Origin of the sequence: Oleiharenicola lentus (genome assembly GCF_004118375.1) — a bacterium.
In the GTDB taxonomy this organism is placed as follows: Bacteria; Verrucomicrobiota; Verrucomicrobiia; order Opitutales; family Opitutaceae; genus Lacunisphaera; species Lacunisphaera lenta.
Genome location: NZ_SDHX01000002.1, coordinates 341,742 through 366,207 on the forward strand (window position 1 = coordinate 341,742; position 24,466 = coordinate 366,207).

The 24,466-nt window shown below is 61.9% G+C and carries 19 protein-coding genes and 2 tRNA genes; 2 read left to right on the forward strand and 19 right to left on the reverse strand.

The window, feature by feature from the left end; all coding sequences use genetic code 11:
• Window positions 1–89: 89 nt before the first annotated feature.
• The 19 genes from rpsJ to ESB00_RS15320 form a co-directional block, all read right to left on the reverse strand.
• The gene (gene rpsJ, locus ESB00_RS15230; RefSeq protein ID WP_129048653.1) at window positions 90–398 is read right to left on the reverse strand and encodes a 30S ribosomal protein S10; all 309 of its coding nucleotides are present in this window, start codon (window positions 396–398) and stop codon (window positions 90–92) included.
• A 29-nt stretch (window positions 399–427) separates the two neighbouring features.
• Window positions 428–2,623, reverse strand: coding sequence for an elongation factor G (gene fusA / locus ESB00_RS15235; protein WP_129048654.1), 2,196 nt, complete (start codon window positions 2,621–2,623; stop codon window positions 428–430).
• Window positions 2,624–2,638: 15 nt separating this feature from the next.
• Complete coding sequence (rpsG, locus tag ESB00_RS15240; RefSeq protein ID WP_129048655.1) at window positions 2,639–3,112, reverse strand: 30S ribosomal protein S7; 474 nt, start codon at window positions 3,110–3,112, stop codon at window positions 2,639–2,641.
• Window positions 3,113–3,133: 21 nt separating this feature from the next.
• Window positions 3,134–3,514, reverse strand: a complete 381-nt coding sequence (gene rpsL, locus ESB00_RS15245; protein ID WP_069960788.1) for a 30S ribosomal protein S12 — start codon at window positions 3,512–3,514, stop codon at window positions 3,134–3,136.
• Window positions 3,515–4,238: 724 nt separating this feature from the next.
• Entirely contained in the window at window positions 4,239–8,369 is a 4,131-nt protein-coding gene (gene rpoC, locus ESB00_RS15250; RefSeq protein WP_129048656.1) for a DNA-directed RNA polymerase subunit beta', read from the reverse strand.
• A 31-nt stretch (window positions 8,370–8,400) separates the two neighbouring features.
• Window positions 8,401–12,234 carry a DNA-directed RNA polymerase subunit beta gene (gene rpoB / locus ESB00_RS15255; protein WP_129048657.1) on the reverse strand — a complete coding sequence of 1,278 codons (3,834 nt, stop codon included), beginning with the start codon at window positions 12,232–12,234 and terminating at the stop codon, window positions 8,401–8,403.
• Window positions 12,235–12,437: 203 nt separating this feature from the next.
• Window positions 12,438–12,824, reverse strand: a complete 387-nt coding sequence (rplL, locus tag ESB00_RS15260) for a 50S ribosomal protein L7/L12 (protein ID WP_129048658.1) — start codon at window positions 12,822–12,824, stop codon at window positions 12,438–12,440.
• Between the two features lie 133 nt (window positions 12,825–12,957).
• On the reverse strand, window positions 12,958–13,455 hold the full coding sequence (gene rplJ, locus ESB00_RS15265; protein WP_129048659.1) for a 50S ribosomal protein L10: 498 nt from the start codon (window positions 13,453–13,455) through the stop codon (window positions 12,958–12,960).
• A 12-nt stretch (window positions 13,456–13,467) separates the two neighbouring features.
• Window positions 13,468–14,163 carry a 50S ribosomal protein L1 gene (rplA, locus tag ESB00_RS15270; protein ID WP_129048660.1) on the reverse strand — a complete coding sequence of 232 codons (696 nt, stop codon included), beginning with the start codon at window positions 14,161–14,163 and terminating at the stop codon, window positions 13,468–13,470.
• A gap of 65 nt (window positions 14,164–14,228) precedes the next feature.
• A complete protein-coding gene (rplK, locus tag ESB00_RS15275; protein ID WP_129048661.1) occupies window positions 14,229–14,654 on the reverse strand; it encodes a 50S ribosomal protein L11 in 426 nt (141 codons plus the stop codon).
• 40 nt (window positions 14,655–14,694) lie between these two features.
• Entirely contained in the window at window positions 14,695–15,267 is a 573-nt protein-coding gene (gene nusG, locus ESB00_RS15280; protein WP_129048662.1) for a transcription termination/antitermination protein NusG, read from the reverse strand.
• Between the two features lie 17 nt (window positions 15,268–15,284).
• Window positions 15,285–15,491: a preprotein translocase subunit SecE gene (gene secE, locus ESB00_RS15285; RefSeq protein WP_129048663.1), complete on the reverse strand. Its 207-nt coding sequence runs from the start codon at window positions 15,489–15,491 to the stop codon at window positions 15,285–15,287.
• A gap of 19 nt (window positions 15,492–15,510) precedes the next feature.
• Window positions 15,511–15,586 (reverse strand) — tRNA-Trp (locus ESB00_RS15290).
• An 82-nt stretch (window positions 15,587–15,668) separates the two neighbouring features.
• The gene (gene tuf, locus ESB00_RS15295) at window positions 15,669–16,859 is read right to left on the reverse strand and encodes an elongation factor Tu (RefSeq protein WP_129048664.1); all 1,191 of its coding nucleotides are present in this window, start codon (window positions 16,857–16,859) and stop codon (window positions 15,669–15,671) included.
• Between the two features lie 74 nt (window positions 16,860–16,933).
• Window positions 16,934–17,009 (reverse strand) — tRNA-Thr (locus ESB00_RS15300).
• Between the two features lie 94 nt (window positions 17,010–17,103).
• A complete protein-coding gene (locus tag ESB00_RS15305) occupies window positions 17,104–17,838 on the reverse strand; it encodes a hypothetical protein (RefSeq protein WP_129048665.1) in 735 nt (244 codons plus the stop codon).
• Between the two features lie 13 nt (window positions 17,839–17,851).
• Window positions 17,852–18,316 (reverse strand): ExbD/TolR family protein, encoded by a 465-nt coding sequence (locus tag ESB00_RS15310; protein ID WP_129048666.1) that lies wholly within the window; start codon window positions 18,314–18,316, stop codon window positions 17,852–17,854.
• A complete protein-coding gene (locus ESB00_RS15315; RefSeq protein WP_129048667.1) occupies window positions 18,313–18,957 on the reverse strand; it encodes a MotA/TolQ/ExbB proton channel family protein in 645 nt (214 codons plus the stop codon). The genes ESB00_RS15310 and ESB00_RS15315 overlap by 4 nt, the downstream gene beginning before the upstream one ends.
• Before the next feature lie 52 nt (window positions 18,958–19,009).
• Window positions 19,010–21,616, reverse strand: a complete 2,607-nt coding sequence (locus ESB00_RS15320; protein ID WP_164976242.1) for a tetratricopeptide repeat protein — start codon at window positions 21,614–21,616, stop codon at window positions 19,010–19,012.
• A gap of 146 nt (window positions 21,617–21,762) precedes the next feature.
• On the opposite strand from ESB00_RS15320, the gene ESB00_RS15325 reads away from it, so the two are divergent.
• A complete protein-coding gene (locus ESB00_RS15325; RefSeq protein WP_129048669.1) occupies window positions 21,763–22,365 on the forward strand; it encodes a LemA family protein in 603 nt (200 codons plus the stop codon).
• Between the two features lie 73 nt (window positions 22,366–22,438).
• On the forward strand, window positions 22,439–24,454 hold the full coding sequence (locus ESB00_RS20135) for a M48 family metallopeptidase (RefSeq protein WP_281278171.1): 2,016 nt from the start codon (window positions 22,439–22,441) through the stop codon (window positions 24,452–24,454).
• The last annotated feature ends 12 nt before the right edge of the window (window positions 24,455–24,466 follow it).

Consider the following 24,466-nt stretch of genomic DNA (forward strand, 5'->3'; position numbering starts at 1 on the left):
GTGGCGCGGGGCGCCGTTTGGTTTAGACCTACTTTAGCAAGGGCCGGGGTGAGCCGGCTGGCTGCTAAGCTGGTATGTGGATTAAAAATTTAGACGTTGATGGTGATGTCGACGCCGGAGGGAAGGTTGAGCTTCTTGAGTTCGTCTACCGTCTGGGCGGTGGGCTCGAGAATGTCGATGAGGCGCTTGTGGGTGCGGGACTCGAACTGCTCCATCGACTTCTTGTCGACGTGCGGTGAGCGGTTGACCGAAAGCTTCTCGATACGGGTCGGCAGCGGGATGGGACCCGAGACGCGAGCGCCGGAGCGCTTGGCGGTTTCGACGATTTCCGAGGCCGACTGATCGATCACGCGGTAGTCGAAGCCTTGGAGTTTGATGCGAATGCGTTGGCCTTTCATGGCGATATAAAGAACGGGGTTGGGAGAAGTTAGGTGCGAGCGGGGCCCTTGGCGTTGGATTCAACGATCTTGGCCAGCTGCGAGTTCGGAACCTGGGCGAAGTGCGACGGTGTGATGCCGGCGCTGGCGCGACCCTTGGAGAGGGAGCGAATGTCGGTGACGTAGCCGAAGAGCAGTTCGAGCGGGACGTGGGCGCTGATGATACAAGCACCGGCCTTGTTATCCATGCCCTGGATCTGGCCACGACGACGGTTGATGTCGCCCATCAGGTCGCCCTGATACTCCTCGGGAGTGGTCACCTCGACGCCCATGATGGGCTCAAGCAGGATCGGACCGGCCTGCTTCATTGCCTCCTTGAAGGCGAAGATGCCAGCCATCTTGAAAGCCATTTCCGACGAGTCGACTTCGTGGAAGGAACCATCGACGATGCGGATGATAGCATCGACGACCGGGAAGCCCGCGATGACGCCGTTGTTGGCGCCCTCAAGCAGACCGTCCGTGGCGGGCTTGATGAATTCCTTCGGGATGGAACCGCCGACGGTCTCATTGATAACCTCGACACCCTTGCCCTTCTCGTTCGGCTCCATCTTGATAACGACATGGCCATACTGACCCTTGCCGCCGGACTGACGGATGAACTTGCCCTCGCCCTCAGCCGCCTTGGTGATCGTCTCGCGATAAGCGATCTGCGGCTTGCCTGAGGTGGCCTCGACCTTGAACTCGCGCTTCATGCGGTCGATGATGATTTCAAGGTGCAACTCACCCATGCCGGCGAGGATGGTCTGGCCGGTGTCCTGGTCGGTCTTGACGCGCAGGGTCGGATCCTCGGCCACGAGGCGCTGGAGCGCCACGCCGAGTTTCTCTTGGTCGCCCTTGGAATTCGGCTCGATGGACATCGAGATTACGGGCTCGGGGAAGGAGGGCGGCTCGAGACGGATGTCGAAGTCCTCATCGCACAGCGTGTCGCCGGTGATGACTTCCTTGACACCGACCACGGCGCAGATGTCGCCCGCGTAGGCGACTTCGATTTCCTCACGCTCAATCGCACGCATCAGCACGAGACGGGAAACGCGCTCGGAGCGGCGGGTGCGGGGATTGTAGAGGGACATGCCACGCTTCAGCTGGCCGGTGTAGACGCGGTAAAACACGAGGCGACCGACGAACGGGTCGTTCCAGAGCTTGAAGGCGAGGCCAGCGAGCTTGGCCTTGTCGTCGACCACGGCCTCGACGGTCTTGCCGTCGCTATCCTGGCCCTGCATCGGGGGAACATCGATCGGGCTCGGGAGGTAGTTAACCACGCAATCGAGCAGGCGCTGCACACCTTTCTTCTTGAAGGCGGAGCCGGGAATCACGCCGGTGAACTTGAGTGAGATCGTGGCCTTGCGCACGGCGAGCATCAGCTCGGGGACGGTGATCTCCTCGCCGCCGAGGTATTTCTCGGCGATGACGTCGTCGAAGTCGGAAACCGCCTCGATGAGCTTGTCGCGGTATTCCTTGGCCTGCGCGGCCATCTCCGCCGGGATCGCGATGGTCTTCGGGTTCATCCCCAGCTGGTCCTTCGGGTCTTCCTCGAAGGAGTAGGCCACGTTCTGAACGAGATCGATGAGGCCGGAGAAATTCTCCTCCTTGCCAATGGGCAGGAAAATCGGGTGGGCGTTGGCCTTGAGCTTCTCGCGCATCTCGGAGACGGCGCGGAAGAAGTCGGCACCGGTGCGGTCCATCTTGTTGATGAACGCCACGCGCGGAACGCGATACTTGTTGGCCTGACGCCAGACAGTCTCGGACTGGGGCTGCACGCCAGCAACGGCGCAGAAAACGGCGACGGCGCCATCGAGCACGCGGAGCGAGCGCTCCACCTCGGCCGTGAAGTCCACGTGGCCAGGGGTGTCGATGATGTTGATGCGCTGCTTGATGCCCTTCCACGGACCCCATGAGGCATTCCATGCACAGGAAATGGCGGCGGCGGTGATGGTAATGCCGCGCTCGCGCTCCTGCTCCATCCAGTCGGTCACCGTGGTGCCCTCATGGACTTCGCCCATCTTGTGGACGGCGCCGGAGTAGAAAAGGATGCGCTCGGTCGTGGTGGTCTTGCCAGCATCGATGTGCGCGGCAATGCCGATGTTACGAGTCCACTCGAGCGGAAAAGGACGATCCTTCGAGTTGACCGCAGAGACCTTGGCCTTGTCGGTAACGACAGTGATATTGATGGGAGCAGCGACGGACATGATGCGTGGAAATCCTTACCAGCGGAGGTGGGCAAACGCACGGTTGGCTTGGGCCATCTTGTGCATTTCTTCCTTCTTCTTCACCACGGAGCCCGTGTTGTTGTAGGCGTCGATGATTTCGGCGGCAATGGCTTCGCGCATCGGGATGCCCTTGCGGCCGTTGGCGGCATCAACAATCCAGCGGAGGGCCAATGATTCCTGGCGCTCGAACGAAATTTCAACCGGCACCTGATAGGTGGCACCACCGACGCGGCGGCTCTTCACTTCAAGTTTCGGGCGGGCGTTTTCCATGGCTCCCATGAGCAGGTCCACCGGATCACCCTTTTGGAGCTTTTCGCTCACTCGCTCAAAGGCGCCGTAAACGATGCGCTCAGCGAGCGTGCGCTTGCCGCTCTTCATGATGACATTGATAAGGTGGGTCACCAGGGTGCTGCTGTAGCGGACATCCGGGACGGTGGGGCGGTGCGTAGCTCTGCGACGACGGGACATGGTGCTAAAAAAGAACGGTTATTACTTGGCAGCCTTCGGGCGCTTTACGCCGTATTTGGAACGGGAACGACGACGCTTCTCCACGCCGGTGGCGTCGAGAGTGCCGCGGACAATGTGGTAACGCACGCCGGGGAGATCCTTCACACGACCACCGCGCACGAGCACAATAGAGTGCTCCTGGAGATTATGGCCTTCATCCGGAATGTAAGAAATAACTTCCGTGCCATTCGTGAGACGGACCTTGGCAACCTTGCGGATGGCCGAGTTAGGCTTCTTCGGCGTGCGGGTCATAACCTGCACACAAACGCCGCGGCGGAAGGGATTACCCTGCAGTGCCGGAGCCTTGGACTTCGCAACGACCTTGCGGCGTCCTTTTCTCACGAGTTGGTTGATGGTTGGCATGTGTTTAAATGGAAGGTTGGTAAAAGTGGAAAAGGCGCGGAACCTACCGGAGCAGAGGCCTCCGGCAAGAACTATTTCGCGCTTTGGTGATAATCACGATTTTGGGAGGGTTGATTCAGCCTAAAATCGCGGCGTCTCAGGTGCCTCACCAGTTTAGCTGGTAGGGCTGTAAGTGACGATAGGGATGGTTAGAAAAGCAGGCCACGCGACCGCACTTCAAGAGTTAAATCAAAGAAACAGACAAAAAGTTATTCACAGAAGCCTTCGCCTCCCTTTCCCATGCTCTGATAGGACGTGGAATTTTATTTTACCCCGTCAACCGCAGCAAATTCCGGCCATAGTCCTTCACCGGGTAGATCTATATTACTGAATTTCTGCTGGAACACGATCTCAACACCTGAGCTTGCGCCCTCCCCTATTCCTCACTTGCCGAACTCCGTTTCTAGAAGCTCTTCCTTCTGAGAATTCTGGGGGGCGAAATTCGCGCCCCAAATTGTGACGAGGGTAAAAAAGAACGCCCGGCCCTGAGGGCCGGGCGAGAAGACACCCGGAGCAAAGCTCTACAGGCATCTTTTTGGCGGGAGGAATAGCATTGTCATCAGCTCACACCCTAAAAACAAGGCTATTTTTTTGTTGAAACCTACTCCGTCCTTCTGTGCCACATCGCTAAAAACAAAAGCCGCGGTTCACACCGCGGCTTCGAAATTAACGTAGCGAAGTAATATCAGCTCGCCTCGGCGGTCACTGCCTTGGGCGCTTCGTCCATGGGGATTTCACCACCCAAGGGCAGAGTAACCTTCAGCTTCTTGTAAGCCGGAAGGCCAGTGCCTGCAGGAATCAGATGCCCCATGATGACGTTTTCCTTGAAGCCCTTCAGCCCGTCCACCTTGCCCAAAGTCGAGGCGTCAGTGAGGACGCGGGTCGTCTCTTGGAAGGAAGCGGCCGAGATGAAGCTCTCGGTCTCGAGCGAGGCCTTGGTGATGCCCAGCAGAATCGGTTCCGCTTCGGCGGGTTTGCCGCCGGCGGCCTCGATTCGCTTGTTCTCACGCAGGAAAGCAGTGCGGTCGATCTGCTCGCCCCAGAACCACTCGGTGTCACCCGGATCGCTGATGCGGACCTTGCGGAGCATCTGACGGATGATCACCTCAATGTGCTTGTCGTTGATCGACACGCCTTGGAGTCGATAGACTTCCTGCACCTGACCGATGAGGAACTCGAAGAGCGCGGTCGGCCCGAGAATTTCGAGAATCTCGTGCGGATCGGCGGAGCCTTCGGTGAGGTGCTGCCCCTTGTGGACGACGTCACCGGCCTGCACGATGATGTGCTTGCCGTGCGGGATCAGGTGCTCTTCCTCCGCACCGGACTCTTCCTGGCGGACGACGAGCTTGCGCTTGCCGCGAATGGAGCCCTCGAAGGAAACGACACCTTCAATCCGGGCCATTTCAGCGGCTTCCTTCGGGCGGCGGGCTTCGAAAAGCTCGGCCACACGGGGGAGACCACCGGTGATGTCCTTGGTGACGGACGCCTGACGAGGGGTCTTGGCGAGCAACGCACCCGGCTGGATGATGTCACCCTCGGCGACGGCGACCTGCGCGCCAGTCGGGATCGAGTAAGCGGCCACGGGCTTGCCGTGGTCATCGCGGACTTCGATCTGCGGATTGAGATCCTCCTTGTGCTCGATGACCACGGTTGCGATACGGCCAGTGGATTCGTCGAGTTCACGCTTCACGGTGACACCCGGAATCATGTCCTTGAAGTGGAGCGTGCCTGCCTTCTCAGAGAGAACCGGAATGTTGTAAGGATCCCACTGGGCGATGGTCTGCCCCTTCGTGACCTTCGCGCCGTCGCCAACGGAGAGGAAGGTGCCAACCACGATCGGATAGGATTCCAATTCGCGATCGTTGTCGTCCAGGATCTGGATGGATCCGGTCTTGTTCAGGACAATGTTGATGCCGTCGCCGATGGTCACGAGACGCAGACCGCGATACTTGATGATACCGGTGTTGCGGACCTTAATCTCGGGGTTCTTCGAGCCGGCCGAGGCGACGCCACCGATGTGGAACGTGCGCATGGTGAGCTGGGTGCCGGGCTCACCGATGGACTGGGCGGCAATGATGCCGACAGAATCACCCTGCTTGGCGACCTTGTTGGTCGCGGGATTGATTCCGTAGGACTTGGCGTCGATACCGTGTTCGCTCGTGGAGGTGAGCGGCGAGAGCACCTTGACGCGCTCGATGCCGGAGTCGTCGATGCGCTTGGCGAGTTCCTCGGTGACGAGTTCGCCGGCGCCAACGATGGCCTTGGTGGGATTGAGAGGATCCATTACATCGTCAGCCGAGAACCGGCCGACGATGCGCTCAGCCAGCGAAACGAGCATCGTCTCGCCTTCGAAGATGGCCTTTTTCCAGATGCCGTCACGGGTGCCGCAATCCTCCTCGGTGATGACCACGTCCATGGCCACGTCGCAGAGTTTACGGGTCATGTAACCGGCGTCAGCGGTCTTCAGCGCGGTGTCGGCGAGACCCTTGCGGGCGCCGTGCGTCGAGATGAAGTATTCGAGCACCGTCAGGCCCTCGCGGAACGAGGACAGGATGGGACGCTCGATGATTTCACCTGAGGGCTTGGCCATGAGGCCGCGGAGACCGCACAGTTGGCGGACCTGCTGCTTGTTACCGCGGGCACCGGAATCCATCATGATGTAAACCGGGTTCACCTCGGGCTTGCCGTCGTTGTTCTCGAGCTTGCCGAACACCGCCTTGGCGATGCGATCGGTGGCGCCGGTCCAGATGTCGATCACCTTGTTCTTACGTTCGCTCTCGGTGATGATGCCCTTCTTGTATTGGGATTCGACTTCGTCGACCTTCTTGCGGGCATCGTGCACGATCTCCTTCTTGTTCTCGGGGATGATCATGTCGTCGATACCGATGGAGATACCGGCTTGGAAGGCGGTCTGGAAGCCGAGTTCCTTAAGCTTGTCGAGCGTCTCAACGGTCACGCGGTCACCGGCGACCTTGTAGGTATTGAGGATGAGGTCACCCAGTTTGCCCTTCGGCACGGGGAAGTTGATGAAACCGAGGCCAGCCGGCCAGATCTGATTGAAGATGACACGACCGACGGTGGTGAGGAGATGCTTGCGCTCCTTGTTGCCGTAAACGGTGTCCTTGCAGAAGTCCGGGTTCGGGATGTGGATCCAATCGTGCACCTTGAGGGCGCCGTCGGCCTTGGCATACTGCACTTCCTGCAGACCGGAGAGCAGCGGCACGCGGGTGCCCTTGGCGGGCTTGCTGCGCGGCTCGACCGACAGGTAGTAGGCGCCGAGGACGATGTCCTGCGAGGGCGTTAGAATCGGTTTGCCGGAGGACGGTGAGAAGATGTTGTTCGTGGACATCATCAGGAGCTTGCACTCCAGAATGGCTTCCAGCGAAAGCGGCACATGCACGGCCATCTGGTCACCGTCGAAGTCCGCGTTGTAGGCGGTGCAGACGAGCGGGTGGACACGAATGGAAGAACCCTCGATGAGCACGGGCTCGAAAGCCTGGATCGAGAGGCGGTGCAGCGTCGGGGCGCGGTTAAGCAGCACCGGGTGGCCCTTGGTGACTTCCTCAAGGATGTCCCAGACCTCGGGCGACTTCTTCTCGATCATCTTGCGCGCACCGCGAACGGTGTGCACAAAGCCGAGTTCCTTAAGGCGGCGGATGATGAACGGCTCGAAGAGCACGAGGGCCATCTTCTTGGGCAGACCGCACTGGTTGAGCTTGAGCTCGGGACCGATGACAATGACCGAGCGACCCGAGTAATCGACGCGCTTGCCGAGCAAGTTCTGGCGGAAACGGCCCTGCTTGCCCTTTAGCATGTCGGAGAGCGACTTCAGGGCGCGGTTGCCGGCGCCTGTGACCGGACGACCGTGGCGACCGTTGTCGAACAGCGCATCAACAGCCTCCTGGAGCATGCGCTTTTCGTTGTGGATGATGACGTCGGGTGTCTTCAGCTGCATCAGATTCCGCAGACGGTTGTTGCGGTTGATGACGCGGCGGTAGAGGTCGTTAAGGTCGGAGGTCGCGAAGCGGCCGCCCTCAAGCGGGACGAGCGGGCGCAGATCCGGCGGGATGACCGGCAGAACCTCCATGACCATCCACTCGGGACGGGACTTGGAGCTGATGAAACCACCAATGACCTTGAGGCGCTTGGAGAGCTTTTTCTTGATCTGCTTCGAGCGCGTGGCGCGCATCGTTTCGTGGAGCTCGGCGACAACCGCCTCCATGTCAACCTGGGTGAGCACGTCGCGGACGGCCTCAGCGCCCATCTTGGCGGTGAAGGCGTCAGCGCCGTATTCATCGACGGCCTGCTGGTACTCGGTCTCGGTGAGGAGCTGCTTGAGCTCAAGCGGCGTCTTGCCCGCGTTGGTCACCATGTAGTTCTCGTAGTAGATGACGCGCTCGAGCGAACGGGCGGTCATGTCGAGCAGCAGGCCGAGGCGGCTCGGCATGCTCTTGAGGAACCAGATGTGGGCGACCGGGACGGCCAGCTCGATGTGCCCCATGCGCTCGCGGCGAACGCGGGCGATGGTGACCTCGACGCCGCAGCGATCGCACACGACGTCCTTGTATTTGATGCGCTTGTATTTTCCGCAGGCGCATTCGTAGTCGCGCACGGGGCCGAAAATCTTCTGGCAGAAGAGGCCGCCCGGCTCGGGCTTGAACGTGCGATAGTTGATCGTCTCGGGATTCTTGACCTCACCCTTCGACCACGCGCGGATGGTTTCCGGCGCGGCGACGGTGATGGAAACGCTGTCGAACAGGTTTTCGTCCGAACCAAGGACGGAACGGACTTCTTCGCGGGCTTGTTCTGTGCTCATTGCGATTGTGCTCCCAGTATCGTGTTAAGGGTTAGCGGGCGCCGCCGAGGGCTTCCCCAAGGGCGGTGCGCTTGTTCAATTTGATGTCGAGACCGAGGGCCTGCATTTCCTTGACGAGCACGTTGAACGACTCGGGCGTGCCGGCGCTCAGCGTGTTGTCGCCCTTGACGAGCGACTCGTAGATCTTGGTGCGACCGTTGACGTCGTCGGACTTGACGGTGAGGAGCTCCTGCAGGGTGTGCGCCGCGCCGTAGGCTTCGAGCGCCCAAACCTCCATTTCGCCGAAGCGCTGGCCGCCATACTGGGCCTTACCACCCAAGGGCTGCTGCGTGACGAGGGAGTAAGGACCGACCGCGCGCGCGTGGATCTTGTGCGACACGAGGTGGTTCAGCTTCATCATGTAGATGTAGCCGACGACGACTTCCTGATCGAGTTTCTCGCCGGTGCGACCGTCGAACAGCGTGGCCTTGCCGGAGGTGGTGACGGTGACGACACCGCTCTCCTTGCGCTCCATGTCATTGGCCTGCTTGAGGTATTCGCGGACCTTCTTCTCGGAGATACCGTCGAAGACGGGCGTCGCGACCTTGATGCCGAGCTTTTTGCAGGCCCAGCCAAGGTGGGTCTCAAGCACCTGACCCACGTTCATGCGCGAAGGCACGCCGAGGGGGTTGAGGCAGATTTCGATCGGGGTGCCGTCAGGCAGGAAGGGCATGTCCTCTTCCGGCACGATCTTGGCGACGACGCCCTTGTTGCCGTGGCGGCCGGCCATCTTGTCGCCGACCTCGAGCTTCTGCTTGGTGGCGATGTAGACCTTGACCTGCTTGATGACGCCAGGGCCGCCATCTTCGCCGGTCTCGATCGAGGCGATCTTGCGCTCACGCTCACCTTCCAATTCGTCGAACTTTGACTGGAAGGAGGCGATGATCTCCATGATCTTGATGCGGACGGGCGAAGGATCGATTTCGATGTGCTTCGCGACGGCGGCCAGCTTGCGGAGAAGCGTCTTCGTGATTTTGCGGTTGGCCGGGATGATGATTTCGCCGGTCTGGCCGTTGATCACGTCGAGCGGAATCTTCTCACCAAGGAGGATGTTGGACAAGGCCTCGGTCAGCTGCTCGCGCAGCTTGTCCATCTGGGTCTTGTAGTCTTCCTGGATCTGCTTCACCTGGCGACGGCGGTCGGAGGGGGACATGCGGTCGCGCTCCGCGTCGAGGCGGCTGGTCGAGACCTTCACGTCCATGATGATTCCGTTCACGCCGGAGGGAACGATGAGGGAGGTGTCCTTCACGTCAGCGGCCTTTTCGCCGAAGATGGCGCGGAGCAGCTTCTCTTCGGGAGCAAGCTCAGTCTCGGACTTCGGGGTGATCTTGCCGACGAGGATGTCACCGGGCTTAACCTCGGCACCGACGCGAATGACGCCATTGTGGTCGAGGTTCTTGAGCGCTTCCTCGCCGATGTTCGGGATGTCGCGCGTGATTTCCTCGGGCCCGAGTTTCGTGTCACGCGCGGTGACCTCGAACTCTTGGACATGGATGGAGGTGAAGATGTCTTCCTTCAGCACCTTTTCGGAGATGAGGATGGCGTCTTCGAAGTTGTAGCCGTTCCACGGCATGAAGCCGACGAGCACGTTGCGGCCGAGCGCGAGCTCGCCGTGGTCGGTTGAGGGACCGTCAGCGATGCACTCGCCCTTCTTCACCTTCTGGCCCTTCTTGACGATGGGGCGCTGGGAGAAGCAGGTGCCGGCATTCGAGCGCATGAACTTGCGGAGTTCATAAACGAACACGTGGTCCTTCGGGTTGTGCTTCGGGTGGCGGGGCAGCTCGCCGTCCTTGGTGACGATGATCTGCTTGGCGTCCACGGAGGCGACGACACCGGGCTCCTCGGCAATGACGACGGTCTTGGAGTCGCTCGCGAGGCGGGACTCGAGTCCGGTGCCGACGAGCGGCGCCTCGGTCTGGAGGAGCGGCACGCCCTGGCGTTGCATGTTCGAGCCCATGAGCGCGCGGTTGGCGTCGTCGTGCTCAAGGAACGGGATGAGACCGGCGGCGACGGACACGACCTGCTTGGGCGAGACGTCCATCAGGTCCACCTCCTCGGCGGCGACTTCGATGAAGTTGCCGGAGTTACGGGCGGTGACCTTGCCGATGAAGAAGCCCTTCTCGTCAACGTCAGCGTTGGCTTGGGCGACGGTCTTGCCTTCCTCCTGGTCGGCGGTGAGGTAAACGACCTTGTCGGTGACGCGGCCCTTCTCCTTCTCGACGAGGCGATACGGGGCCTCGATGAAGCCGAACTCGTTCACACGAGCATAGGTGGAGAGAGAGTTGATGAGACCAATGTTCGGACCTTCGGGGGTCTCGATCGGGCAAATGCGGCCGTAGTGCGAGGGATGGACGTCGCGCACTTCGAAACCGGCACGTTCGCGGTTGAGACCGCCCGGCCCAAGGGCCGACAGGCGGCGCTTGTGGGTGAGCTCGGCGAGCGGGTTGATCTGGTCCATGAACTGCGACAGCTGGCTGCGGGCGAAGAAGTCGCGGATCACGGTCGTCAGAGCCTTCGGATTGATCAGCTTCTGCGGCGTGATCGAATCGACGCTCTGGTCGTAGAGGGTCATGCGCTCGCGCACCAAACGCTCGGTGCGGGAGAGGCCGACGCGGCACTGGTTGGCGAGCAGCTCACCGACGGTGCGCACGCGGCGCGAGCCGAGGTGGTCGATGTCGTCCACAATGCCGTCGGCCTTCTTGAGGCGGACGAGATACTTGGTCGCGGCCACGACATCCTCGGAGACGAGGATGCGGTTCTCCAAGTCGATCTTGAGATCGAGCTTCTGGTTGATCTTGTAACGGCCAACACGGCCGAGGTCGTAGCGCTTCGGGTCGAAGAACAGACGCTTGAGCAGGGCCTTGGCGTTCGCCGTCGTCGGCGGCTCGCCGGGGCGCAGCTTCTTGTAGATTTCCTTGAGGGCTTCCTCCTCGTTACGGGTCGGGTCCTTCTTGAGCGCGCGGATGATGGCACCCTCGTCGGCCGTCGTGTCGATGACGCGCATCGACTTGATGTCGTGCTTCTCGAAGGTGCGGACGATGGCCTTGGTGAGCGGCTCAAAGGCGCGGGCGAGCACGACGCCCTTCTGGGCGTCGATCACATCCTCGACGAGGACGAGTGTGGAGACGTTCTCCATGTCGAGCGCCTTGCTGACCTTGAGGTCCTGGAGCTCGTAAAAGAGGTTCAGGATGTCCAGATCGTTGCTGAAGCCGATCGAGCGGAGCAGCGTGGTGATGAGAAATTTGCGGCGGCGACGGCGGCGGTCGAGATAAACGTAAAGCAGGTCGTTGTTGTCGAACTGCACCTCGAGCCAGGTGCCGCGGTCCGGGATGATGCGGAAGGAGTGCAGCAGCTTGCCGTTCGGGTGTGTGGCAACTTCAAAGCAGATGCCGGGCGAGCGGTGGAGCTGGGAGACGACGACGCGCTCGGCGCCGTTGATGATGAACGAGCCGCGCTCGGTGACCATCGGGATGTCACCCATGAAAATCTCCTCGTCCTTGATGAAGTCTTCCTCGCGGAGGCGGAGCTTCACATAGAGCGGAACGGCGTAGGTCGTGCCCTCGCGGAGGCACTCGATCTCGGAGCTCTTGGGCTCGCCGATTGTGTAGGAGACGTATTCGAGCGTCAGGCGCTCGTCGTAAGAATTGATCGGGAAGACCTCCTTGAACACGGCCTCAAGGCCGTAGGGCTTGCGCTGCTTCTCGGCCGTGTCCTTCTGCAGGAACTCGAGATACGAGCTGATCTGGAGTTCGATGAGGTTCGGCGGCTGAATGACTTCGCGGAGTTTGCCGAAGTTGATGCGTTCGGAGTGAGTGCGGTCGGCCATGGAATTTCCCGTTGAGATGTGAAACGAAAAGAAAGTGACGGACTCAGCGTTTCAGAAAAGAAACGCCGGCTGGGGTGCGCCCGGACGCGAGGCCTCGGGGCGCAGAAAGAACGAAAGAACAAAAGCCGAAGGACAGGCCGCGGTTGGACGCGGCCTGTCCGGCAGTGAAACGAAGTTGAGTGCGGGTAAACGCCAAGCAGCGGTTACTTGAGCTCCACCTTGGCACCGGCGGCCTCGAGCTTCTTCTTGATCTCCTCGGCCTCGGCCTTGTTGGCGCCTTCCTTGACGGGCTTCGGCGCGCCCTCGACGAGATCCTTGGCCTCCTTGAGGCCGAGACCCGTGATAGCACGGACTTCCTTGATGACGCCGATCTTGTTCGCGCCGGCGTCGGTGAGGACGACGTTGAACTCGGTCTTCTCCTCGGCGGGAGCGGCCGCGGCGCCACCGCCGGCACCGGGGGCGGCAACCGCGACGGCCGCGGCGGCGGAAACGCCCCACTTGGCCTCGAGGTCCTTGACGAGGGCGGCGAGATCGATGATCGACTGGCCGGACAGCCACTCGATGACTTGGTCTTTGGTGATGTTGCTCATGGTAGTCTCCTGAAGTGGATAGCGGTTTCGGTTGGTGAAACGCGTTTAAGGGACGTGTCCCCTAGCCTGCTTCTTTGGATGGTTGGTCTCTCCCGGCTTGCGCCGGGAAAAGGATGGTAAGTTAAGGGTGAGGTTAGGCGGCCGGAGCAGCGGGCTGCTCCTTCTTGACCTTGGCGTCCACGACGCGGACGAACGAGGCGGCGGTCTGCATGAACAGGCCGAGGAGCTGGGAGCGCAGGGCTTCCAGGGAGGGAAGATCGGCGAGCTTGGCGAGGTCGGCGGCGCTCATCATCTTCTTGTCGATGACGCCCACCTTGACCTCGAGCTTCTGCTTTTCCTCGACGAACTTCTTGAGGATCTTGGCGACGCCGGCGGAATTTTTGCCACCCACGACGACCGCGGTCTGACCGGCCAGGGCTTTCTCCAGATCGGGCAGGCCAAGGGCCTTGGCCGCGACACGGAACGAGCTGTTCTTCACGACGTGGAACTCGGCCTTCTCCACCGCGAGGCGCTTGCGCAACTCGGCGGTGTCGGCGACGGTCATCTTGGTGAAGTTGGCGAGGATGACGTAATCGGACTTCTTCAGGTGCCCGTTGACCTCATCAATCAGGTATTGTTTTTCGGCTCTCATGGTGCGGGCTCCTTAGAATTTGTTGAACTCGGTGGCCGCCAGCTTGACGCCGGGGCTCATGGACGAGGAGAGCGTGACGCTCTTGATGTAGTGGCCCTTGAACGCGGCCGGCTTGGCCTTGCCCACGGCCTCGAGGACCGCGGAGACGTTCTCGCTGATCTGGGCAGGGGTGAAGGAGCGCTTGCCCACGCCCACGCCGATGTTGGCGGTCTTGTCCACCTTGAACTCCACGCGGCCGGCCTTAACGGCCTTGATGCCCGCGGCGATGTCGTCGGTGACGGTGCCGGACTTCGGGTTCGGCATGAGGCCCTTGGGACCGAGCACGCGGGCGAGCGTGCGGACCTGCTTCATGGCTTCGGTCGTCGCAATGGCGACGTCGAAGTCGAGCCAACCCTCGTTGATCTTCGCCATGAGGTCGGCGAGACCGGCATGGTCGGCACCCGCGGCGATGGCCTTGGGGGCGTCGTCGGTGAAGACGATCACGCGGACCTTCTTACCGGAACCGTTGGGCAGCGGCGTGGTGCCGCGGACCATCTGGTCGCCCTGCGCGGGATCCACGCCGAGGCGGAAGGACAGTTCGATGGTCTCATCGAACTTGGCCTTGGGGAACTTGGAGAGGATCTCCACCGCTTCCGCGAGTGGATACTCCTTGGTGAGATCAGCGGCCTTGACGGCGCTGTTGTAGCGTTTGCTGTGTTTGACGGGCATGTTTTACTCCTTGCGGTGCGAACGTCCTGGCGGACTCCCGCGATGAGCGGTTGGACTGGCAAAAGTTAGTCGACGACCTCGATGCCCATGTTGCGGGCGGTGCCGGCGATCATGCGGATGGCCGCTTCGTCGCTGTTGGCATTGAGGTCGGCCTTCTTGATTTTGATGATCTCAAGAATCTGCTTCTTGGTGACCTTGCCCACCTTGTCGGAATTGGGCTTGGCGGAGCCAGAGGCGACGCCGGCGGCCTTCTTCAGGAGCACCGAAGCCGGGGGCGACTTGCAGATGAACGTGAAGGACTTGTCGGAATAAACAGTGATCACCACGGGGATGATCATGCCGTTCTGATCCTTGGTCTTCGCGTTGAACTCCTTGCAGAAGCCCATGATATTGACGCCCTGCGCGCCGAGGGCGGGGCCGACGGGGGGAGCGGGATTGGCGGCACCGGCGGGAAGCTGGAGGCGCACGTAACCTTGAATTTTCTTGGCCATGTTGAGCTAGGGATGACTGGTTGTGGTGAGGGCGGCTGGATCAGCTTTCAGAGGCGCGCTGGACCTGCCAGTATTCGAGTTCGACGGGCGTAAACCGTCCGAAAATGGAAACGGAAATCTTGAGCTTGCCGCGGGTCGGATCGACCTCGTCCACGCGACCGGTGAGATTGGCAAAGGCACCGTCGGTGATCTTGAGCTCCTCGCCGACCTCGAAGGTGACCTTCGGCACTTCCTTGCCGGAAGCCGCCTCGATCCGGGCCTTGATCTCGTCGATTTCGGCTTGGCGCAGCGGAGCGGGATTGTCGCCACCGACGAACCCGATGACGCCCGCCGCGTCCTTCACGAAGTAAAACGGCTTGATCATGACCTTCTTCGTCTCGTCGAAAAGGCACATGTTGATGAAAACGTATCCCGGATACAGCTTGCGGGTCTTGACGGATTTCTTGCCGCCCTTGACCTCGGAGACGACCTCCGTCGGGAGCAAAACCTCGTGGATGAGATCGTCGAGCTCCTCGGCCTTTTTGAACTTCTCGATGTAGTTCTTCACCTTGTTCTCCTGGCCGGAGAGCGTGTGGAGGGCGAACCACTGGGCGTTGGAAGTCTGGGTGGACATCGGGAGAAAGCGGATGGTTAACGGCTGACCCACTCGGTCACGGCGTTCACGACATTCAGGAGAGCAAAGTCGCTGATGCTCGTGAAGAGGCCGAGCAGCAGGCACGCAACGATCACGACGATCGTCGAATCCTTGAGCTCGGTCTTGGTCGGCCAGCTGGCCTTTTGCAGTTCGCCGATCAGTTCGCTGACGAAGAGGCGGGCGGAGCGGAAGGGATTTGCCATGTGGTGTGTCGGGCGAAGCTGGCAGGCGCGGAGGGAATCGAACCCCCAACCAACGGTTTTGGAGACCGCTACTCTACCAATTGAGCTACGCGCCTGTGATTATTTCTTTTAGACGACACAGCCGGGACCCCAAAAAGGAGCCCCGGCAGCGTCGGTCTGAAGCTGGTTAAAGGACGCTTATTCGACGATCTCGGTGATACGACCGGCACCGATGGTGCGGCCGCCTTCACGGATAGCGAATTTCTGGAGTTTCTCCATCGCGATGGGCGCGATGAGCTCGATGTCCACGGCGATGTTGTCGCCAGGCATGATCATCTCGACACCCTTCGGGAGGTTCACCACGCCGGTCACATCCGTCGTGCGGAAGTAGAACTGCGGGCGATAGCCGGTAAAGAACGGCGTGTGACGGCCACCCTCGTCCTTGGAGAGGACGTAGATCTCGGCCTTGGCCTTCTTGTGCGGGGTGATGGACTTCACCGCAGCGATGACCTGACCACGCTCGATGCCATCCTTGTCGATACCGCGAAGGAGGATGCCGACGTTGTCACCCGCCTGGCCCTGATCGAGCAGCTTGCGGAACATTTCGATGCCGGTGACGACCGTGGTGACAGTGTCCTTGAGGCCGACGATCTCAACGGTTTCGTTGAGCTTGACGACGCCGCGCTCGATACGACCGGTGGCAACGGTGCCGCGGCCGGTGATCGAGAAGACGTCTTCAACGGACATCAGGAAGGGCTTGTCCATCTCGCGAACGGGCTCGGCGATCTCGGAATCGATGGCGTCCATCAGCTCAGCGAAGGCCTTTTCGCCTTCGGGCGTGCCGGCCAGACCGGCGGTGGCGGAACCACGAACGATCTTGGTGTTCTTGCCGTCGAACTGATACTTGGTGAGGAGATCGCGAATTTCCTCTTCGACGAGTTCGAGGAGGTCCGGATCTTCGATGAGATCGACCTTGTTGAGGAAAACCACGATCTTCGGCACACCGACCTGACGGGCAAGGAGCACGTGCTCCTTGGTCTGCGGCATCGGACCGTCGGCAGCGGAGACGACGAGGATCGCACCGTCCATCTGGGCGGCGCCGGTGATCATGTTCTTGACGAAGTCGGCGTGGCCGGGGCAGTCAACGTGTGCGTAGTGGCGCTTGGCGGTCTCGTATTCCACGTGGGCCACAGAGATCGTGACAGTCTTGGTCGCGTCACGGACGGTGCCGCCCTTAGCGATGTCGGAGTAGGCCTTGACCTCGGCGAGACCCTTGCGGGCCTGCACGGCCAGGATCGCGGCGGTCGTGGTGGTCTTACCATGGTCGATGTGACCGATGGTGCCAACGTTGACGTGCGGCTTCTTGCGTTCGAATGTTCCTTTAGCCATGTGGAGCTTGGAGTATGTGGTTGTGGTTGAAGTTGTTGATTTTGATTAACGTCGGAATCACCGACGGGTTGCCCTGGAGCCCAGAACCGGATTCGAACCGGCGACCTCGTCCTTACCAAGAACGTGCTCTGCCAACTGAGCTATCTGGGCAGACCAAGACACTGAAAAAAACAAAGAGAACGACGAGGCAATGATTACCAAAATCGCCCGTCAACTAGATTTTGTTCGATTTAACCAAAAAATCCTAAGTTCCGACCAACACCCGATAACGACCGGGTGACAAACGTTCACCCAGACGATAAGAGCTGGCGAGATAGGTTCGGAGGTAACCATCAACCTCATCCCATCCCGAACCGCTCAGCAAAATCGGGTCGCCGATCAATCCACCAACCCCCACAACCACTAAAAACTCCACCGGCGCAAAATCCGTCCGCGGAAATTGCACTCCGCCAGTAAGCGGCTTTTCCTCAATGACTTCTTCACTTCCAAATCGGCGTATTTCCAAGTAGCCGGCCCTCACCGGAAGAGTTGTCAGCTTGCGATCCACCTGCCCTATCCCAGCAAAGGGCACCTCATTTCCTTGGGCCAGCAAGTCGGTGGGTTGTTGGGGCACTTGGATCGTTTCCGCCCCGTATGATGCGAGACCTTGCTCGTTCACCGTGAGTTTTGGTTCATAGAGACCAAATACTTGTCCGGGTTGCCTCAGTCGCTCGGCGTTGAGCGGTCGCTGGCCAAAATTCCAATCCGTTGGAAAAAACAGTGGCGTAGGATCCATCAGTTCCGCCCGCTCCTGCAATATTCGATTGGTCGCGGTCGAACCGGCTCCGGCCAGCTGGACAAAAGGTTGCGCCGCCCGCTTCTCCGACCCGGTTAACTTTTGTTGGCCACGCACCCACCATGCCCAACTGACGACGCCGGCTACGCCAACCAAGATGCCGACCCAGACCCGGCGTCTCACGATGGGTGATGAGAAGGACATGTCGTCAAATCCATCAGGGCTGACCTTCTTCTGCCACCGGCTGTTCCATTGCCAACTGCGCCTGCGAAAAACCCACCTGCGAGGCCATGGAGGCCAGCTTGGCAAAATCCTGAATCGATACCTGCCGGTCCGCACGCACCAGCATAACCGCACCCGGATGCTCTTTCGCGTAAATCTCCATATGCTTCCGAAGTTCCGCCAACGTGAATTTACCGCCCTCGAAGAGGATCACGTCCTCACGCAGATAGCTGACCACCACCGAAGCCGGCACTGCGTTTTCGGCTGCGCCATCCATCCGGGGCAAAGCCCAGGAACCGTCCCCGGACAAACCGACCGGCAAACCTGGCGCGAGGACAAAGCGCGAGCCCAGCAACGCGAAGAATAGCACGATCAGGCCGGTGTTCACCCATGCGAAAACGTCCAGATCTCGCGGCGGCGGGCTGAGCCGCGACTGCAATTCAAGCGGTCCGCTGATCATACGCCCGTGCCCCCCCCTTTGCGGTAGTCACGCAGCAGGTAGCGCATCAGCTCGTTGCCAATCCACTCCATGTCATGGACGAGAACCCGCACCCGGCCGGTGAGAAAATGTCGTCCGAGGTGCGCGGGGATGGCGACAGCCAGCCCGGCAGCGGCGGTCAGCAGCGCCTCCCACATACCGCCAGCCAGCACGGCCGGGGTGGCGTAGTTGCCGCCCTGGTTGAAAAGCCAGAAAGTCTGGATCATGCCCAGCAACGTCCCGAGCAATCCAAGCAGGGGAGCAATCTGGGCGATCGCCGCGAGTGCCCCCACTCTGCGCTCGAGCACGGGCAGTTCCGTCAGCGCCGCCTCCTGCACGGCAAAGCGTAAGGCCTGTTCGTCCTCGCCCGCATGCCGCAGCCCGGCCTTGACCAGCTTGGCGATGGGACCGGGCGTTTCCTCACAAAGAGTGAGCGCCTCCATCAGACGGTCCTTCTGTAGCAGGTTCTTGATGCCGTTGAGGAATTCCGCGGAGCGAATCTGGCTGCGATGCAGGTAGAGCGCCCGTTCTGCAAATACCACCAGCGCGGCCACCCCCAGAGCCATGAGCAGCCACATCACCGGGCCGCCTTGGGCGAAGACACTGTAACTAAAAGCCTTCATGTTTGTTTCGCGCGCATCATGCGAGGGGTCATCCATGCGTCCATGACAAAGCTCATGGCGTCGTGCTGCCTGCGGCCCGGAAGCGGGTCAGCTTTGACTGGGCTTGGGCGACGCCGCTCAACCGGTTGTCCACGATCAGCTGGTAGGCGCGCTGGGCCTCGTCCAAGCGGCCGGCCTCCTCGTGAAGTTGGGCCAGTTCCAGCAGCGATTTGGAAAGCCACCAGCGTCCCCTGGTGCCCAGTTTGGCCGCCTGGGTCGGATCCAGAAGAAAGGTGTCCACCACCGACCAGAAGACCGCTTGAGCTTTTTCCGGCTGTCCGCGCTTGGACAACGCATAACCCCAGGTGAACCCCGCTTCAACCCGCAGGTCCGCGGGCGCTGAAGGCAAATCCCGCAGACGCTCAAAGATGGCCGCGGCGCTCTCGTAGTTGGAGACATTGTTCGCGCCCTGCGCGAGCAGCGTGTTGCCCAGGGCCAGCTGGGCCAGCAGTTCGTCCGGGTGACCGGCATAGTTGTTGACGAGGTATTCGTAAACGAGCCGCGCATTCGGGAAATCATTTAGTTTGCGCAGCAGGTCCCCCTGCTTGAGCCGGGCGTAGAACACGATCGGGTCGTTGGCATAATCCTTGATCAACCGCTCCAGCCGGTCGCCCGCCTCCTCAAGGTGCCGGTCGAGGCCCTGTCGCTCGAGCAGCAATGCCGCTTGGTAAAGCGCCACCGGTGCGTATTCGCTGCGCGCATATTCGGCGGTGTCCACGAAGCTGATCAACACGGCCTGCGCGCCGGCCAGATCCCCCCGCTGCGAGAGATGGCTCGCCTGCACGAGGAAGGAATATTGTGCCGCCGTCGTTGCCCGGAAATCTGCGCGTAACTTGTCCAGCACGGCCACGCCGTCCGCATCGCGGCCCAGGGAAAGTAGCGACTGCGCCTTCAGCAGGTGGGTGGTGCTGGCAACCTCCGTGCGCAAGGCCGCTTCCATCTGCCCACTTTGTTGTAGCTGGTTGATCAGCTCGTCGGCTCGCCGCAGGGCCAGTTCCGGCTGACCGTTGTCAAAGGCCAGCCTGGCCCGCAGCCACATGAGCCGGATGCGCAGCGCCTCGGGCACGCCCTGCACGCCGGCCCCCAGCAGCCGCTCGACCCGCGCGAGCGCTGCCTGCGTCTGGTCCCGCTTCTGCATTTCCTTCACCAAATTCCACTCCGCCTGCCAGCGATTCTCCGCGTCAAACGCCGGTTCCGCCGCCGCGGTGTCGAGTTGCTGGGCGGCCGTTTCGAGACGATCCGCCCTGATCTCGGAGAGCACGCGCTGGAACATCAGGATCCCCGCCGGCGCCGCCAGTGGCGGTTCCCGGAGAGCCGCGTCGTAGACATCGGCCGCGTTGCGATAGTCCTCGGCCCGGAAGTAGGCCTCGGCCAGCAACACGCCGAGCTGTGCCCGTTCCGGACCCGCCGGCAGCAGACCGCGCAACTGCGCGATGACATCCGCCGCTGTGCGGTAGCGTTTAAGATCCCAGGCCACGGCGAGACGCACGCCGAGGGCCGCCGGTCGCAACGTGGTGGCGGGATAGTTGTCCAGCAACCGCCGGGCATCGTCCTCCGCCTCGGTATAATCCTTGTCCGCCAAGGCCGATTGCGCCCGCACCAGCAGCAAATCCTCGATGACCGGGCTGGTCGGGGTGGCGGAGATCAATGCGGCCAGCTCGCGTCGCAGCTGCTCGCGCTCGGCCTGGTTTTTGACGCCGCGCGCCAGCAGGTGCAGGGCGAGACGGCGCGTTTCCGGACGCTGCGCGTCGCGCAACAACTGCCGGAACGCCCGCCGCCCGGCCTCGCTGCCTTCGCCCGCGATCAGCCCGAGCATCAGGCGGAACTGGTCGGCGATGTTGCGCTCGCTCGCCGGCATGAAGGCCAGCTGTCTTTCCAAGACTTGCTGGGCTTCGCTCGCCCGACCCAGGGCGGCCAGCGCCCCTGCGTAGGAACGCGCAAACTCGTAGCCGGTGCGCTGCCCCTGGAACTGTTCCATGCTGCTGCGCAATCTGGGCAACTGATCCTCCCCCGCCTGCCTCGCCAGCAAACGTGACTGCTCGCGCCCCAACTCAAATCGTGCACGTTGGAGATCTGAAACCGCGGCGTTCGACGCCTGCTCATAAAGCGGATTGGCCCGTGTCAGATCCTGATCTTCATCCGCGATGCTCGCCGCGAGGAAATACCACCACCCTCGATCCGGCGCCACCAGCTCCTCGAGCCGGCACGCCGTGAGTTCATTGCGCGCCTGGGTCAGGCGGCCTGCGCGGACTGCCAGCAATCCCGCCCGCAGGTGATAGGAACTGTTCTGGGGTCCGGCGTAACCCTGCAGCAGCTTATCGGCCGCGGCGAGATCGCCAGTATCCAACAAAGCCGTCACGAGTGACAATGTCACTCGCGCCCGTGCATCCGCCGCCAGGGCGGTGTCGGCCAGGATTTCGCGGTAGATGCCGGCGGCTGTCGCCGGAAACCCCGCCTGCAGCGCCGCATCCGCGCGACTCTCCGCCACGATCCAGTTGCCGGGCACCGTCTGCCGGGCGTTGGCCGCGGTGGCGAGCGGACTCGGGTCGGCCACTTGGGCGACCGCCAAACCGGACAGCAAAACAAGGAACAGAAAAGTGGGGCGCACCGGCATCTTCATTGGGCGCCGCATCGTGCAACTCGTCTCACCCGCTGGCAAGCGCCGCCTGCTCCAAAGTTGCCCTGACCCTGTAACGTGAAATTTCTCGCGCCGCATTTCCGCATCTGACAGAAAAGACCCCGTTCGGTTCAACCCAAACCACCCTTATGAGTATCGCTCTTGTTCTCCTTCTCGTGCTCGGCGGCGGCGCGCTGCTGATCGGCTTCTGGCTCATCGGCGCTTACAACGGCCTCGTCACCCTGCGGAACCGTTTCAAGAACGCTTTCGCGCAGATCGACGTCCAGCTGAAGCGCCGCTACGACCTGATCCCCAATCTCGTTGAGACCGCCAAGGGTTACCTCAAGCACGAGCGCGAGACCCTCGAGGCCGTCATCGCCGCGCGCAACACCGCCTACGCCGCCTCCAAGGCCGCCGCGGCCAACCCGGCTGACGCCTCCGCCATGAAGGGTCTGCTCGGCGCCGAGTCCGGCCTCGCCGGCGCACTCTCCCGCCTGATGGTCGTTTCTGAGGCTTACCCTGACCTCAAGGCCAACCAGAACATGATGCAGCTCACCGAGGAGCTTACCTCCACGGAAAACAAGATCTCCTTCGCCCGCCAGGCCTACAACGACGCCGTCACCGGCTACAACACGAGTCGCGAGCGCTTCCCCACCAACCTCATCGCCGGCATCTTCAATTTCGCCGAGGCTGCCCTCTTCCAAGTCGAGAACGCCGCCGAACGCGAGGCCCCGAAGGTCAAGTTTTCCTAAAGCATCAGCGCTCAGCTTTCGGCACTTAGTCAGTTTGATCTGGCTGCCGACCGTTGAAAACTGATCGCTCTCCATGGACTTCTTCGAAGCTCAGGACCGCGCACGCCGCCGCTCCAAGCGGCTGGTGTTCCTGTTCGTGCTCGCGGTGCTGGGCACCATCGTAGCCGGCTATGCGGCGGCTTGGTTCGCGGTGGGCGGCCTCGAGTACCAGGGCTTCGCGCGCGACCGCCACGGCCAGCGCCAATACCGCACATCCGGGACACGCCCGCTTTTCGACCCCAAACTCTTCCTCGGCGTCGCCGGCACCACGCTGGCAGTTGTCAGCCTCGCCTCGCTCTACAAGTGGTCAAAGATGCGCCACGGCGGCGCGGCGGTCGCCGAGATGGTCGGTGGACGGCGCGTGGACCCGAAGACCCGCGACTTCCGTGAGCGCCAGCTGCTGAACGTCGTCGAGGAGATGGCCATCGCCTCCGGCATCCCGATGCCAGCCGTGTTCATCCTCGACGGGGAGCCGGGCCTGAACGCCTTCGCCGCCGGCCTCACCACGGCCGACGCCGCCGTCGCAGTCACGCGCGGCACGCTCGACAAGCTCACGCGCGACGAGCTGCAGGGCGTCGTCGCCCACGAGTTCAGCCACATCCTCAACGGCGACATGCGGCTCAACGTGCGCATCACCGCCATCGTCTTCGGCATCCTCGTCATCGGTCTCATCGGCCGCGGCATCCTGCGCGCCCTCTTTCGCGGACGCGTGCGCACCTCCGGCAAGAAGAAGGGCGGCGAGATCCCCGTGCTGCTCGCGATCGGGCTCGCCCTCATGATCATCGGCTACATCGGTTACTTCTTCGGCCGCCTGATCCAGGCCGCCGTGTCGCGACAGCGCGAGTTTCTCGCCGACGCCTCGGCCGTGCAATTCACGCGCAACCCGCTCGGCATCGGTGGCGCCCTCAAGAAGATCGGTGGCTACGCCCTCGGCGGCACGATGCTCAACAACCACGCCGGCGAGATCGGACACTTCTTCATTGCCCAGGCCTTCAAGTCCAACTTCGGCGGCCTCTGGGCCACGCACCCGCCCCTCGACCAGCGCATCAAGGCCGTCGAACCCAGCTGGGATGGCAAGCTCTTCGACCCGCCCGCGGTGGTGGACATCAATAACGAGTCCTTCGCCACCGCCGGTTTCGGCGGCGGCACGCGCCACACCCCAGAGGAAACCTTCCGCCGCGTGCAGGAAGCGCAGCCCGACCTGCCGCCGCCGCGCCCGCCGGCGCGCATGGCCTTCGCGCCGGCCAAGGCCGTCGTGGACATCGGCGCGCTCACCGATTCCCACTTTCGCCACGCCCAGGCGCTGATCCAGTCCATCCCCGAGCGCCTGCGCGAAGCCGTGCGTGACGCCGCCGGCGCGCAGGTGGTCGTATTCGGCCTGCTGCTCAACGGCGACAAAACCGCCCGAGACGCCCAACAAATCATTGTCGAGAAACACGCCGGGGCCGAAGCCTCGGCGCAGCTCGCCGGCTACCGCTCCGCCCTGAGCGTGCTCCACCCCGACGCGCGCCTTTCGCTGCTCCAGCTCGCCCTGCCCGCCCTGCGCGAGCTCGATGCCGCCGGCCTCGATCGCTTCGCCACGACGCTCGACGAACTCGTCCACGCCGACGCCCAGGTCACGCCCTTCGAATACGCGCTGCAGAAGATGCTGCTCAGCCAGCTCCGCCTTGCGCAATCGCCCAACCGCACCCTGCAGTTCGACTCCTTCCCCGCCGTGGCCAACGACATCAACACCGTGCTCTCCGCCCTCGCGCATTTCTCGCCCACGGAATCGACGCGCGCCTTCGCCGCCGGCGCGACGCAACTCCCCTTGCTCGCCGGTCGCCTCACGCTCATGGAGCCCGCCGCATGCGGCTTGGAACGCGTGGACGCCGCCCTCGACAAACTCGCCGTGTGTTCGCTGGCCATCAAAAAGCGGCTGCTCATCGCCGCCGCCCACGTCATCGGCAGCGACGGCACCATCAGCCCCGAGGAAGGCGAACTCTACCGCGCCCTCGTCGCGACGCTCGACCTCCCCATGCCGCAACTCGGCACAGCGGCCGCCGGATAGAGCCCCCACTCG

Bases quoted from the DNA above. Each gene is read 5' to 3' on its own strand.
- nusG (WP_129048662.1), bottom strand. From the start codon at position 15,267: ATGTCCACCCAGACTTCCAACGCCCAGTGGTTCGCCCTCCACACGCTC.
- rplL (WP_129048658.1), bottom strand. From the start codon at position 12,824: ATGAGCAACATCACCAAAGACCAAGTCATCGAGTGGCTGTCCGGCCAG.
- ESB00_RS15315 (WP_129048667.1), bottom strand. From the start codon at position 18,957: ATGAAGGCTTTTAGTTACAGTGTCTTCGCCCAAGGCGGCCCGGTGATG.
- rpsL (WP_069960788.1), bottom strand. From the start codon at position 3,514: ATGCCAACCATCAACCAACTCGTGAGAAAAGGACGCCGCAAGGTCGTT.
- rpsJ (WP_129048653.1), bottom strand. From the start codon at position 398: ATGAAAGGCCAACGCATTCGCATCAAACTCCAAGGCTTCGACTACCGC.
- ESB00_RS15305 (WP_129048665.1), bottom strand. From the start codon at position 17,838: ATGTCCTTCTCATCACCCATCGTGAGACGCCGGGTCTGGGTCGGCATC.
- fusA (WP_129048654.1), bottom strand. From the start codon at position 2,623: ATGTCCGTCGCTGCTCCCATCAATATCACTGTCGTTACCGACAAGGCC.
- rplK (WP_129048661.1), bottom strand. From the start codon at position 14,654: ATGGCCAAGAAAATTCAAGGTTACGTGCGCCTCCAGCTTCCCGCCGGT.
- rpoC (WP_129048656.1), bottom strand. From the start codon at position 8,369: ATGAGCACAGAACAAGCCCGCGAAGAAGTCCGTTCCGTCCTTGGTTCG.
- tuf (WP_129048664.1), bottom strand. From the start codon at position 16,859: ATGGCTAAAGGAACATTCGAACGCAAGAAGCCGCACGTCAACGTTGGC.
- ESB00_RS15320 (WP_164976242.1), bottom strand. From the start codon at position 21,616: ATGAAGATGCCGGTGCGCCCCACTTTTCTGTTCCTTGTTTTGCTGTCC.
- secE (WP_129048663.1), bottom strand. From the start codon at position 15,491: ATGGCAAATCCCTTCCGCTCCGCCCGCCTCTTCGTCAGCGAACTGATC.
- ESB00_RS20135 (WP_281278171.1), top strand. From the start codon at position 22,439: ATGGACTTCTTCGAAGCTCAGGACCGCGCACGCCGCCGCTCCAAGCGG.
- rplA (WP_129048660.1), bottom strand. From the start codon at position 14,163: ATGCCCGTCAAACACAGCAAACGCTACAACAGCGCCGTCAAGGCCGCT.
- ESB00_RS15325 (WP_129048669.1), top strand. From the start codon at position 21,763: ATGAGTATCGCTCTTGTTCTCCTTCTCGTGCTCGGCGGCGGCGCGCTG.
- rpsG (WP_129048655.1), bottom strand. From the start codon at position 3,112: ATGTCCCGTCGTCGCAGAGCTACGCACCGCCCCACCGTCCCGGATGTC.
- rplJ (WP_129048659.1), bottom strand. From the start codon at position 13,455: ATGAGAGCCGAAAAACAATACCTGATTGATGAGGTCAACGGGCACCTG.
- rpoB (WP_129048657.1), bottom strand. From the start codon at position 12,234: ATGGCCGACCGCACTCACTCCGAACGCATCAACTTCGGCAAACTCCGC.
- ESB00_RS15310 (WP_129048666.1), bottom strand. From the start codon at position 18,316: ATGATCAGCGGACCGCTTGAATTGCAGTCGCGGCTCAGCCCGCCGCCG.